Source organism: Streptomyces sp. SID5785 (assembly GCF_009870065.1).
GTDB lineage: Bacteria > Actinomycetota > Actinomycetes > Streptomycetales > Streptomycetaceae > Streptomyces.
In genome coordinates, this window is record NZ_WWIA01000265.1 from 1 (window position 1) to 11,619 (window position 11,619).

The 11,619-nt window shown below is 72.9% G+C and carries 12 protein-coding genes; 4 read left to right on the forward strand and 8 right to left on the reverse strand.

All coding sequences use genetic code 11. From position 1 onward, the window contains the following. Positions 1–836: NAD(P)H-hydrate dehydratase (locus GTW43_RS08350; RefSeq protein ID WP_161300994.1), on the forward strand; the 836-nt coding region annotated here is incomplete at its 5' end. A gap of 103 nt (positions 837–939) precedes the next feature. On the opposite strand, the gene GTW43_RS08355 is transcribed toward GTW43_RS08350, so the two are convergent. Genes GTW43_RS08355 through GTW43_RS08365 form a run of 3 tightly spaced genes read right to left on the reverse strand, consistent with a single transcriptional unit; the run spans position 940 to position 3,573 of the window. Continuing rightward, positions 940–1,311 carry a holo-ACP synthase gene (locus GTW43_RS08355; RefSeq protein ID WP_161300995.1) on the reverse strand — a complete coding sequence of 124 codons (372 nt, stop codon included), beginning with the start codon at positions 1,309–1,311 and terminating at the stop codon, positions 940–942. Between the two features lie 33 nt (positions 1,312–1,344). Next, complete coding sequence (gene glmS, locus GTW43_RS08360; RefSeq protein WP_161300996.1) at positions 1,345–3,192, reverse strand: glutamine--fructose-6-phosphate transaminase (isomerizing); 1,848 nt, start codon at positions 3,190–3,192, stop codon at positions 1,345–1,347. 33 nt (positions 3,193–3,225) lie between these two features. Then, on the reverse strand, positions 3,226–3,573 hold the full coding sequence (locus GTW43_RS08365; protein WP_237536473.1) for a hypothetical protein: 348 nt from the start codon (positions 3,571–3,573) through the stop codon (positions 3,226–3,228). Positions 3,574–3,764: 191 nt separating this feature from the next. Here GTW43_RS08365 and coaA point away from each other — a divergent pair, with 191 nt between their 5' ends. Together coaA and GTW43_RS08375 are read left to right on the forward strand one after the other, a co-directional pair. Continuing rightward, a complete protein-coding gene (gene coaA, locus GTW43_RS08370) occupies positions 3,765–4,772 on the forward strand; it encodes a type I pantothenate kinase (protein ID WP_161301004.1) in 1,008 nt (335 codons plus the stop codon). A gap of 31 nt (positions 4,773–4,803) precedes the next feature. Next, positions 4,804–5,736 carry a DUF389 domain-containing protein gene (locus GTW43_RS08375; protein ID WP_161300997.1) on the forward strand — a complete coding sequence of 311 codons (933 nt, stop codon included), beginning with the start codon at positions 4,804–4,806 and terminating at the stop codon, positions 5,734–5,736. Here GTW43_RS08375 and glmM read toward each other — a convergent pair. The 4 genes from glmM to GTW43_RS08395 all read right to left on the reverse strand — a co-directional run bounded on the left by glmM (position 5,733) and on the right by GTW43_RS08395 (position 9,644). Further along, positions 5,733–7,091 (reverse strand): phosphoglucosamine mutase, encoded by a 1,359-nt coding sequence (glmM, locus tag GTW43_RS08380; protein ID WP_161300998.1) that lies wholly within the window; start codon positions 7,089–7,091, stop codon positions 5,733–5,735. The genes GTW43_RS08375 and glmM overlap by 4 nt on opposite strands. A 100-nt stretch (positions 7,092–7,191) precedes the next feature. Next, positions 7,192–7,707, reverse strand: a complete 516-nt coding sequence (rpsI, locus tag GTW43_RS08385) for a 30S ribosomal protein S9 (RefSeq protein WP_111663862.1) — start codon at positions 7,705–7,707, stop codon at positions 7,192–7,194. A gap of 44 nt (positions 7,708–7,751) precedes the next feature. Further along, a complete protein-coding gene (gene rplM, locus GTW43_RS08390; RefSeq protein ID WP_161300999.1) occupies positions 7,752–8,195 on the reverse strand; it encodes a 50S ribosomal protein L13 in 444 nt (147 codons plus the stop codon). A 174-nt stretch (positions 8,196–8,369) separates the two neighbouring features. Further along, complete coding sequence (locus GTW43_RS08395) at positions 8,370–9,644, reverse strand: glycosyltransferase 87 family protein (protein WP_161301000.1); 1,275 nt, start codon at positions 9,642–9,644, stop codon at positions 8,370–8,372. 144 nt (positions 9,645–9,788) lie between these two features. On the opposite strand from GTW43_RS08395, the gene GTW43_RS08400 reads away from it, so the two are divergent. Next, positions 9,789–10,637 carry a hypothetical protein gene (locus tag GTW43_RS08400; RefSeq protein WP_161301001.1) on the forward strand — a complete coding sequence of 283 codons (849 nt, stop codon included), beginning with the start codon at positions 9,789–9,791 and terminating at the stop codon, positions 10,635–10,637. Between the two features lie 22 nt (positions 10,638–10,659). Here GTW43_RS08400 and truA read toward each other — a convergent pair whose 3' ends face one another. After that, entirely contained in the window at positions 10,660–11,517 is an 858-nt protein-coding gene (gene truA / locus GTW43_RS08405; protein ID WP_161301002.1) for a tRNA pseudouridine(38-40) synthase TruA, read from the reverse strand. Between the last annotated feature and the right edge of the window lie 102 nt (positions 11,518–11,619).

The window sequence follows — 11,619 nt, forward strand, 5'->3', positions numbered from 1 at the left end:
GCGGCGCGGCGGCCGAGTCGTTCCAGTACGCGGACGTCGCGGAGCTGCTGCCCGAGCCGGCCGGCGAGAGCGACAAGTACCGGCGGGGCGTCCTCGGCGTCGTCGCCGGATCGGCGCGCTACCCCGGCGCCGCGGTCCTCGCGGTCGCGGGTGCCCTGCACGGCGGCGCGGGCGCGGTGCGCTACGTGGGCCCCGCGGCGGACGCGGTCCTGGCCCGCTTCCCCGAGACGCTCGTCTCCGCGGGCCCGCCGCGGAAGGCGGGCCGCGTGCAGGCCTGGGTGGTCGGCCCCGGCCTCGGCGAGGACGCCTCGGGCCTCGCCGACGTCCTGGCCGCGGACGTCCCCGTCCTCATCGACGCCGACGGGCTGCGGCTCGCGGACCGGGACGCGGTGCGCGGCCGGACGGCCCCGACCCTGCTCACCCCGCACGCCGGAGAGGCCGCGGCCCTGCTCGGCACCGAGCGCGCCGAGGTGGAGGCGCGGCGCCTGTGGGCGGTACGGGAACTGGCGCAGCGCTACGGGGCGACGGTGCTCCTCAAGGGCTCGACGACGCTCGTCGCCGACCCGGGTTCCGGCACCCCGGTCCGGGTGAACCCGACCGGCACCCCCTGGCTGGCCACGGCCGGCAGCGGCGACGTCCTGTCGGGCCTGGCCGGGTCCCTCCTGGCGGCGGGGCTCACCGCCCGGGACGCGGCGTCGGCGGGCGCCCACGTCCACGGACTGGCCGCGCGGCTCGCCGCCCGGGGGGCGCCGGTGTCCGCGCAGGACGTGGCGGCGGCGATCCCGGCGGCCTGGCGCGACGTCCGCGAGGAGGCCGCACCGCCGGGTGCGCGTTGAGCGCGGCCAGGGCGTGTTCCAGGGGCGCGGGGAACCGCGCGAGAGGCCCCACCGGGCCGCACCCGGCGACGGCACCGCACCCCACCGGTGCGCCCCGCACCGGTCACCCCTCGGCCACCACCACCGCCGACGCCACCCCCGCGTCGTGGCTGAGCGACACGTGGAACGAGGTCACCCCGAGCGCCGCCGCCCGCGCGGCCACCGTCCCGGTCACCCGCACCCGCGGCTGCCCGCTCTCCTCGACCCAGACCTCCGCATCGGTCCAGTGCAGCCCGCCCGGCGCGCCCAGCGCCTTGGCCACGGCCTCCTTCGCCGCGAACCGAGCGGCCAGCGACGCCGCCCCGCGCCGCTCCCCGCTCGGCAGCAGCAGCTCGTCCGGCAGGAACAGACGCCCGGCAAGACCGGGCGTCCGCTCCAGCGACGCGGCGAACCGCTCGATCTCGGCCACGTCGATACCGACCCCGATGATGCTCATGCCGAGCACCCTACGGAACGGGCCCGGGACCGCTCACTCCACCGTGACGGACTTGGCCAGGTTGCGCGGCTGGTCCACCTCGTTGCCGCGGGCCGTCGCCAGCTCGCAGGCGAACACCTGCAGCGGCACCGTCGCGACCAGCGGCTGGAGCAGCGTCGGCGTCACCGGGACCCGGACCAGGTGGTCGGCGTACGGGACGACCGCCTCGTCGCCCTCCTCCGCGATCACGATGGTGCGGGCGCCCCGGGCCCGGATCTCCTGGATGTTGGAGACGATCTTGTCGTGCAGCACGGAGCGCCCGCGCGGCGACGGCACGACCACGACGACCGGCAGGCCCTCCTCGACCAGCGCGATCGGCCCGTGCTTGAGCTCACCGGCCGCGAAGCCCTCGGCGTGCATGTACGCCAGCTCCTTGAGCTTGAGCGCCCCCTCCAGAGCGACCGGGTAGCCGACGTGCCGGCCCAGGAACAGCACGGTGTCGTGCGCGGCGAGGGAGCGCGCGAGCTCGCGCACGGGCTCCATCGTCCGCAGGACCCGCTCGACCTCCTCGCCGATCCGGGCCAGGTCCCGGACGACCGCGAGGATCTCGTCGGCCCACTTCGTGCCGCGCACCTGCCCCAGGTAGAGCGCCACCAGGTAGCAGGCCACGAGCTGGGTGAGGAACGCCTTGGTGGACGCGACGGCCACCTCGGGCCCGGCGTGCGTGTAGAGGACGGCATCGGACTCGCGCGGGATCGTCGACCCGTTCGTGTTGCAGATGGCGAGCACCGTGGCGCCCTGCTCGCGGGCGTGCCGCAGCGCCATCAGCGTGTCCATCGTCTCGCCGGACTGCGAGATGGCGATGACGAGCGAGCGGGCGTCCAGGATCGGGTCCCGGTAGCGGAACTCGCTGGCCAGCTCCACCTCGCACGGGATGCGCGTCCAGTGCTCGATGGCGTACTTGGCGATGAGGCCCGCGTGGAACGCCGTCCCGCAGGCCACGATCACGACCTTGTCGACCATCTTGAGCACCTGCGGCGGGATCCGGAGCTCGTCCAGCGTGAGCTGGCCCTCGGCGCCGATCCGGCCGAGCAGGGTGTCGGCGACGGCCTTCGGCTGCGCGGCGATCTCCTTGAGCATGAAGGACGCGTAGCCGCCCTTCTCGGCGGCGGACGCGTCCCAGTCGACGTGGTAGTGCCGCACCTCGGCGGGCCGCCCGTCGAAGTCGGTGACGGTCACCGCGTCCCGGCGCAGCTCGACGACCTGGTCCTGGCCGAGTTCGATCGCCGCGCGGGTGTGCGCGATGAACGCGGAGACGTCCGAGGCCAGGAACGCCTCGCCCTCCCCCACGCCCACGACGAGCGGCGAGTTGCGGCGCGCGCCCACGACCAGGTCGGGCTCGTCCGCGTGCACCGCGACCAGGGTGAACGCGCCCTCCAGCCGGCGGCACACCAGGCGCATCGCCTCCGCCAGGTCACCGCTCGCCGAGTACTCCTCGGCGAGCAGATGGGACACGACCTCGGTGTCGGTGTCGGACGCGAGCGCGTGCCCGCGGCCGGCCAGCTCGTCGCGCAGCGCGGCGAAGTTCTCGATGATGCCGTTGTGCACGACGGCGACACGGCCCGCGTTGTCGAGATGCGGGTGCGCGTTGGCGTCGGTGGGGCCGCCGTGGGTGGCCCAGCGGGTGTGTCCGATGCCGGTGGCGCCGGTCGGCAGCGGCCGGTCCACCAGCTCCTTCTCCAGGTTGGCGAGTTTGCCGGCCTTCTTGGCCGCGGCGAGCGACCCGTCCGCGAGCACGGCCGCACCGGCGGAGTCGTACCCCCGGTACTCCAGCCTCCGCAGACCGGCCAGCACCACGTCCAGCGCCGACTGTGACCCTACGTATCCCACAATTCCGCACATAGGCGGCAGCCTAGGGCTGTCCGGCTCCTCGCCTCAGTACCCCGACTCCATCCGTTCCTGCGCGTCCCGCAGCATCTCGAGGTACTCGCTCTCCTCGCAGGGCTGCCTGCTGCCCCGGCGGTAGAAGTCCAGGCAGTCGTCGAGGTGCTCCCCGATGTCCTCGTCCGGCAGCTCCTCGGCCAGCTCGCTGAGCACCCGCCCGGCCCACGCCTGCCGCGCGGCCTGCGCGGCGCCGCGGCGCCGCTTCCCGGGCTTCGCCCGGCTCTCCTGCTCCGGCCGCTCCCCCTGTCCCTGCGGCACCACCGGCACTCCGGCCTTCCGACTCGCCCCCCACAGGCGACGCACACGGCCGAAGCCGCCCTCCTGGACGATTCCAGGCATGCGAAACGTACTCATCACGGGCTCCCCTCCCTCCCCGCGCAGCCCCACAGGACACACACAGGTGTCCGAAACTTATCGGCATGTTCACAAGAGGTCCATACCTGTCGGAATCTCGTGACCTTGCTGTTCACAGCGGGGCGTGACGGAGCCCACCCTCCGATCTCGCCACACAGCCGTAACAATGAACTGTGATCTCTCCGGTATCCGAGCCCCCGGCTCCACGATCCGCGACCTCCCGGAGCGCCCACCGGCAACGGCCGGAGGCGACTCCCTACGTCGACCTCACCCGCAGTGAATGGAGCGCCCTGCGCGACAAGACGCCGCTGCCGCTGACCGCCGAGGAACTCGAGCGGCTGCGCGGCCTCGGCGACGTCATCGACCTCGACGAGGTCCGCGACATCTACCTGCCGCTGTCCCGCCTGCTCAACCTGTACGTCGGCGCCACCGACGGACTGCGCGGCGCGCTCAACACGTTCCTCGGCGAGAAGGGCACCCAGTCCGGCACGCCCTTCGTCATAGGGGTCGCCGGCTCCGTCGCCGTCGGCAAGTCCACCGTCGCCCGCCTGCTCCAGGCGCTGCTCTCGCGCTGGCCCGAGCACCCGCGCGTCGAGCGCGTCACCACCGACGGCTTCCTGCTGCCCACCAAGGAGCTCGAGGCGCGCGGCCTGATGGCCAGGAAGGGCTTCCCGGAGTCCTACGACCGCCGCGCCCTGACCCGCTTCGTCGCCGACATCAAGGCGGGCAAGGACGAGGTCACCGCCCCCGTCTACTCCCACCTGATCTACGACATCGTGCCCGGCCGGAAGCTGACCGTGCGCCGCCCCGACATCCTCATCGTCGAGGGCATCAACGTGCTGCAGCCCGCACTGCCCGGCAAGGACGGCCGCACCCGCGTCGGCCTCGCCGACTACTTCGACTTCAGCGTGTACGTGGACGCGAAGGCCGAGGACATCGAGCGCTGGTACCTCAACCGCTTCCTGAAGCTGCGCGCGACGGCCTTCCAGGACCCGTCCTCGTACTTCCGCAAGTACACCCAGGTGTCGCAGGAGGAGGCGCTCGACTACGCGCGCACGACCTGGCGCACCGTCAACAAGCCCAACCTGCTGGAGAACGTGGCGCCGACCCGCGGCCGTGCCGGTCTCGTCATCCGCAAGGGCCCCGACCACAAGGTCCAGCGGCTGCGGCTGCGCAAACTCTGAGAGCCGCGGCGGCGGCCGCTACCGTACGCGCATGCTGCATCTGCGCCTGATCACACCGGCCGCCGCCACCGAGGACGTGGTGCGGCTCGTCGAGGAGACCGTCGGCACCACACACCTCGTGGTGCTGCCCGGCGCGGCCCGGGACCCGGCCGGGGACGTCGTCATGTGCGACGTCGCCCGCGAGGCCGGCGACGGGCTCCTCACCGGGCTGCGCGCGCTCGGCATCGACACCACGGGCTCGATCGCCGTCGAGAGCATCGACCTGACCCTGTCCGCGCGGGCCGACCGGGCGGAGGACGACGCGCCGGGCGAGGGCGCGGACGCGGTGCTGTGGGCCCAGCTGACGGACGCCACGCACGAGGAGTCGACGCTCAGCGCCACCTACCTGGCGTTCCTCACCCTCGCCACGATGATCGCGGCGTGCGGCGTCGTCCTCGACAACGCCATCCTGATCGTCGGCGCGATGGCCGTCGGCCCGGAGTTCGGCCCGCTGGCCGGCCTCTGCACGGCCCTGGTCCAGCGGGCCCCGCGGCTCGCGCTGCGCTCCCTGAGCGCGCTGCTCGTCGGCTTCGCGGTGGCGATGGCGGTCACCGTAGGGTTCGCGTTCTTCATGGACGCGGTGAACCTCTTCAGCGAGGAGCAGCTGGAGGCGGCCCGGCCGAACACCGGGTTCATCTACGCCCCCGACTGGTTCTCGTTCGTCGTGGCGGTCCTCGCGGGCGTCGCCGGCGTCCTGTCGCTCACCTCGACGAAGTCGGGCGCGATGGTCGGCGTCGCGATCTCCGTGACGACGGTCCCGGCGGCCGCGAACGCCGCGGTGGCCCTGGGCTACCGCGACGTCCACCAGACCTGGGGCTCCACCCAGCAGCTCCTGCTGAACCTGCTGGGCATCGTCCTGGCGGGCACCCTGACCCTCCTCGCCCAGAAGCTGTTCTGGGCGAGGACCCGTCGGTACCGGTCCTAGCCGAGCGCCGACTTCACGGCGTCCGCGAGGCGCCCCGCGACGGCCCGGGCCTGCTCGATGTCCGCGGCCTCGACCATGACCCGCACCAGCGGCTCGGTCCCGGAGGGCCGCAGCAGCACCCGGCCGGTCTCGCCGAGCTCCGCCTCCGCGTCCGAGACGGCCGTGGCCAGCGGCTGGGACGTGCCCACCCGCGACTTGTCGACGTCCGGCACATTGATGAGCACCTGCGGCAGCCGGTCCATGACGGCCGCGAGCTCCTGGAGGCTGCGGCCCGTCTGCGCGACGCGCGCCGCGAGCAGCAGGCCGGTCAGCGTCCCGTCGCCCGTCGTCGCGTGGTCGAGCACGATGACGTGCCCGGACTGCTCGCCGCCGAGCGCGAACCCGTGCTCCTTCATGCTCTCCAGGACGTACCGGTCGCCGACCGCCGTCTGCACGAGGTGGATGCCCTCGCGCTCCATGGCCAGCTTCAGCCCCAGGTTCGACATGACGGTCGCCACGAGCGTGTCCGAGCGCAGCGCGCCCCGCTCGCGCAGGGAGAGGGCGAGGACGGCCATGATCTGGTCGCCGTCGACCTCGGAGCCCGTGTGGTCCACGGCGAGGCAGCGGTCGGCGTCGCCGTCGTGCGCGATGCCGAAGTCCGCGCCGTGCGCGACGACCGCAGCCTTCAGCAGGTCGAGGTGGGTGGAGCCGCACCCGTCGTTGATGTTCAGCCCGTCGGGTTCGGCGCCGATCGTGACGATCTCGGCACCGGCCCGGGTGAACGCCTCCGGGGAGACCCGCGACGCGGCACCGTGCGCCTCGTCGAGGACGATCTTCAGCCCGTCGAGGCGGTTCGGCAGGACGCCGACGAGGTGGGCGATGTACTGGTCGAGGCCCTCGTCGTAGGACTTCACCCGGCCGACGCCGGCGCCGGTGGGCCGGTCCCAGGGCGCACCGGTGCGGTGCTCCTCGTACACGGACTCGATGCGGTCCTCGAGGGCGTCGTCCAGCTTGTGGCCGCCGCGGGCGAGGAACTTGAGCCCGTTGTCCGGCATCGCGTTGTGGCTCGCGGAGAGCATCACGCCGAGGTCGGCTCCCAGCGCACCGGTGAGATACGCCACCGCGGGGGTGGGCAGCACACCGACGCGCAGGACGTCGACGCCCGCGCTGGCCAGACCGGCCACGACGGCCGCCTCCAGGAACTCGCCCGAGGCGCGCGGGTCGCGGCCGACCACGGCCACCGGACGGTGCCCCTCGAAGCTGCCCGCCTCGCCCAGTACGTGCGCGGCGGCGACGGAGAGCCCGAGCGCGAGCTCGGCCGTCAGGTCCACGCCTGCGACACCGCGCACGCCGTCCGTGCCGAAGAGTCGTCCCACCTTGGTGTCCTCCACAACGTCAAGTCGTTCATAAGCCGAACGCCCCGGCGGCACGGAAGGTGCCGCCGGGGCGAACGGGAAAAACAAGCAGGCAGCAGATTTAGCGCTTGCTGTACTGCGGGGCCTTGCGGGCCTTCTTGAGACCGGCCTTCTTGCGCTCGACCGCACGGTCGTCACGCTTGAGGTAACCGGCCTTCTTGAGCGCGGGACGGTTGTTGTCCACGTCGGCCTCGTTCAGCGCGCGGGCGACGCCCAGACGCAGGGCACCGGCCTGGCCGGAGACGCCGCCACCCGAGATGCGGGCGATGACGTCGTAGCGGCCGTCGAGCTCGAGCACCTTGAAGGGCTCGTTGACTTCCTGCTGGTGGACCTTGTTCGGGAAGTAGTCCTCGAGCGTGCGCCCGTTGACCTTCCACTTGCCCGTGCCGGGCACGATGCGCACACGCGCGATGGCGTTCTTGCGACGGCCCAGGCCGGCGGCCGGCTGCGGGTCACCGAAGCGGGCGGGGTTGGACTCCGAGGTGTACTCGCCCTCGACGGGCGCGTCCGACTCGGTGGTGTAGCTCTCGACGTCGACGATCTCTTCGACCGGCGTCTCGGCGGTGGTCTCGGCCACGATGCTCCTCAGATTCTTTTCTGTCTTTGGGGGTGTGGCCGGAACTACTGCGCGACCTGGGTGATCTCGAACGGCACCGGCTGCTGGGCAGCGTGCGGGTGCTGGTCGCCCGAGTAGACCTTCAGCTTCGAGAGCATCTGACGGCCGAGCGTGTTCTTCGGAAGCATGCCCTTGATGGCCTTCTCGACGGCCTTCTCGGGGTTCTTCTCCAGAAGCTCGTCGTAGCGGACGGAGCGCAGACCACCCGGGTAGCCGGAGTGGCGGTACGCCATCTTCTGGGTCTTCTTGTTGCCCGACAGGTGAACCTTGTCGGCGTTGATGATGACGACGAAGTCGCCCATGTCCATGTGCGGAGCATAGGTCGGCTTGTGCTTGCCACGGAGGAGGGTCGCGGCAGTGGTGGCCAGACGGCCCAGGACGATGTCCTGCGCGTCGATGACGTGCCACTGGCGAGTCACATCGCCGGGCTTAGGGCTGTACGTACGCACTTAGCAGCCTTCTTCTTCAGTGGATGGGTGCTGAAAATGGCATCACTGAAGCGATCGTGCAGCTGGGGACGACAGTGCCGGGTTCAGCGCCCGTATGCCGCCCACTGGTAACTGCTCCAGGGAACCCGTGCAGGGCCTCTCACACGAGAATGAGCACGCCCATACACATAACGACTAGGCAGAATACCCGCGGCGCCCCGGACGGGTCAAAACGTGCTCGTCCCGGGAGCCCGGGACCGCGGCAGGACCGGCCGCTCCGGAGGGGTCCGGGGCCGCCGGGGCGCGGGCCGCGCCCCGCAGCCCGACGGCCGCGACGAGCCCGCACAGCGTCGCACAGTCCAGGAAGGCCCGGCGCACCTCCGTGTCCAGCCAGGGCCAGGCGAGCCCCGGCACCTGCGGCAGCAGCGCCAGCCAGAACCAGCCGCCGCCCGCCGGGGCGCCCACCGCCGTCGCCCCGGCGACCAGGAGCGGCACCGCCACCAAGAGGTAGTGGTCGTACGAGGGCCGGGAGACGAGGAAGGCGGACAGCATCAGGAGCGCCGCCGTCTCGGAGATCCGGGCCGCGTCCCCGTCGCCGCTTCCCCCGCCCGCCCGGCTCACCGCGCTCGCCCCGCTCGCCCAGCGCCGCCACGCGCACCACAGCCCGGCCGCCGCCCCCGCCAGCGCGATCCCGGTCGCGGCGGGCGCCGGGAGGCCGAGCCGCGCGAGCACCGCCCCGGGCGAGGCCTCGTAGAGCCGTACGAAGCCGTCGTCGCCGCGCAGCAGAAAGGGCAGCGTCCGCGTGACGAAGCCCGCCGGGTCCGGCATGGCCAGCGCCGCCCCGAGCGAGGCCACGACCGGCACCAGGACCACCGCCGCCAGAGCGGGCCCGCGCCGGGCGAGCACGAACAGCAGGGCGACCGGCGCGAGCAGCGGCTTGAGCGCGAGCGCCGCGCCGAGCACGAGCCCCGCCGCCGTCCAGCGGTCGCGCGCGGCGAGCAGCAGCGCGCAGGGCAGGGCGACGGCCGCCGTCACGGTCCAGTTCCCGAGGGCGACGAGATGGGCGAAGGGCGCGAACCCGAGCACGAGCGCGAGCAGCCCGCCGACCGCGAGGCGGCTGCGCCACGGCACCCCGTGCAGCCGCAGCGCCGCCGCCCACCCGGCGACGAGCCCGCAGGTCACCAGCGCCGGGACGGTCCAGCGCAGCACCCCGGCCGGCAGCAGCGCCTGCGGTACGGCGGCGAGCACGGCGCTCGGGAAGTACAGGAAGTGCGGATCCGCGTACGGCGATCCCCCGTCGAGCCACACCCGCGCGGCGTGCACGACGATCCCGTTGTCCATGCCGCCCGCGACGCTGCGCAGGGAGGCGTGCAGGGGGACGGCGACGAGCACCACCGCCAGCGCGGCCCAGCCGAGCGGGGAAGCGGGCAACAGCAGCCGCCGCGACATGGGTGATGTGCCCTGGTTCATTCGGATAACGGTAGGTCACGTTCCCCCGGAGGCCCGTACGTTGACGGTCGCGGCCGCGCCGCGGGCGCGCCCCTCCCACCGGCCGTCGGCCGGTAACCACCGACCCGGGGACGGCCCGCGGCCCGGGCGTCCTAAGATGCGCGCATGAGTTTCGGGCAAGGGGGAGCCCCGTGGGGCCCCGACGACAACGGATCCACCCCGGACTGGGCCGCCCTCGCCGAGGCCTCCGAGGCCCGCGCCCGCAAGCGCCGCTGGCTGATGATCGGCGGCGCCGTCGTGGCCACCCTCGCGGTCGGCTCCGTCGTCGCATGGGGCATCGTCTCGGCGAACAAGGACAGCGAGGCGGCCGGCAAGCCGGCCGACCAGCTGCCCAGCACCGCCGACATCCCGAGCGAGGGAAGGACGCCGGGCCCGTCCTTCGAGGCGACGACCCCGCCGCCGCCGCTCGACCCGAACGACTTCATCGACAGCGCCGCCAAGGACAAGGCGCCGCTGAACGAGGACACCCTCTTCCCCGGCGCCTCCGTGACGACCGGAGGCGCCGTCTACAAGAAGGGCGCCTCGACCCACACGGCGAAGTGCTCCTCGGCGGCGCAGGGCGCCCTGACGGGCGTACTGAAGAACAACGGCTGCACGCAGATGATCCGCGCCACCTACACCAAGGGCGACTCCGCGGTGACCGTCGGCGTGGCCGTCTTCGACACCAAGGCGAAGGCCGCCAAGGCCGCCGCCGAGTACAAGCTGAAGGGCGCCGTGGTCTCGCTGCCCGGCTCCGGCGTGCCCACGTTCTGCCGCACCACGGTCTGCCGCCAGACCTCCAACTCGGTCGGCCGCTACGTCTACTTCACCAACGGCGGTCTCACGAACGGCAAGGACGCCACCAAGCAGGACAAGACCCTGTTCACCCTCGGCGACGACCTGCGCGCCTACACGTTCCAGCAGATCCAGCGGCGCGGCCAGACCCAGGCCTCGGCCGCGGCCACCGCCGGCTGACAGCAGCCGTCATGACGGGGCATCAGCAGCAGCCGGCGCCCGGCAGGGTCCGCTTGTTGCGCGCCTCCTTGCTGCGCGCGGCGAGCAACGCGTCGGCCGGGTAACCGACTTCCTCCAGCGTCAGACCGTGCGGCCGCACCACGTGCACGGCCGAGTCGCGCACCCCGGCGGCGAGCACCTTGCCCGGCCAGTCGCTCGGCCGGTGCCCGTCGCCGACGAACAGCAGCGCGCCGATCAGCGAGCGCACCATGTTGTGGCAGAACGCGTCGGCCTTCACGGTCGCGGTGACGATGCCGTCGTCGCCGCGCACGAGGCTCAGCTCCTGGAGCGTGCGGATCGTCGTCGCGCCCTCACGCTTCTTGCAGTACGCCGCGAAGTCGTGCTCCCCGAGCAGTCGGCCGGCCGCCTCGTTCATCGCGTCGACGTCCAACGGCCAGTCGTGCCACAGGACATGACCCCGCAACAGCGGGTCGACACCGCCCGGGTGGTCGGTCACGCGGTAGGCGTAGCGCCGCCACACGGCGGAGAAGCGCGCGTTGAACCCGCTGGGCGCCTCGGCCACCCGCCAGACCCGCACATCGTGCGGCAGCCGCCCGGCCAGCCGGCGCAGCAGCCGCTCGCGGTGCTCCGCCCACAGTTCGCCGGGCAGGTCCACATGGGCCACCTGTCCGCGTGCGTGCACCCCGGCGTCCGTGCGCCCGGCCACCGTCAGCTGGTAGGTCTCGGCCGACCGCGTCACCGTCCGCAGCGCGCTCTCGATCTCGCCCTGCACCGTCCTGGTCTCCTGCCGGAGCTGCTTGGCCCACCCGGAGAAGTCCTTGCCGTCGTACGACAGATCGAGCCGCACCCGCACGAACCCGTCCGCTACCTCGTCACTCACCCGTGCATCCTCTCAACAACGCGAAGCGGGCCCGTCCCGGTGAAGGAACGGACCCGCTCGACACACCCCGAAGGGGCGCGGGGAACTGCGCGATCAGCCACG

Excerpts from the sequence above, each read along its gene's own strand:
- GTW43_RS08395 (WP_161301000.1), bottom strand. The coding sequence starts at position 9,644 with ATGAACCAGGGCACATCACCCATGTCGCGGCGGCTGCTGTTGCCCGCT.
- GTW43_RS08365 (WP_237536473.1), bottom strand. The coding sequence starts at position 3,573 with ATGCCTGGAATCGTCCAGGAGGGCGGCTTCGGCCGTGTGCGTCGCCTG.
- glmS (WP_161300996.1), bottom strand. The coding sequence starts at position 3,192 with ATGTGCGGAATTGTGGGATACGTAGGGTCACAGTCGGCGCTGGACGTG.
- GTW43_RS08355 (WP_161300995.1), bottom strand. The coding sequence starts at position 1,311 with ATGAGCATCATCGGGGTCGGTATCGACGTGGCCGAGATCGAGCGGTTC.
- GTW43_RS08400 (WP_161301001.1), top strand. The coding sequence starts at position 9,789 with ATGAGTTTCGGGCAAGGGGGAGCCCCGTGGGGCCCCGACGACAACGGA.
- GTW43_RS08375 (WP_161300997.1), top strand. The coding sequence starts at position 4,804 with ATGCTGCATCTGCGCCTGATCACACCGGCCGCCGCCACCGAGGACGTG.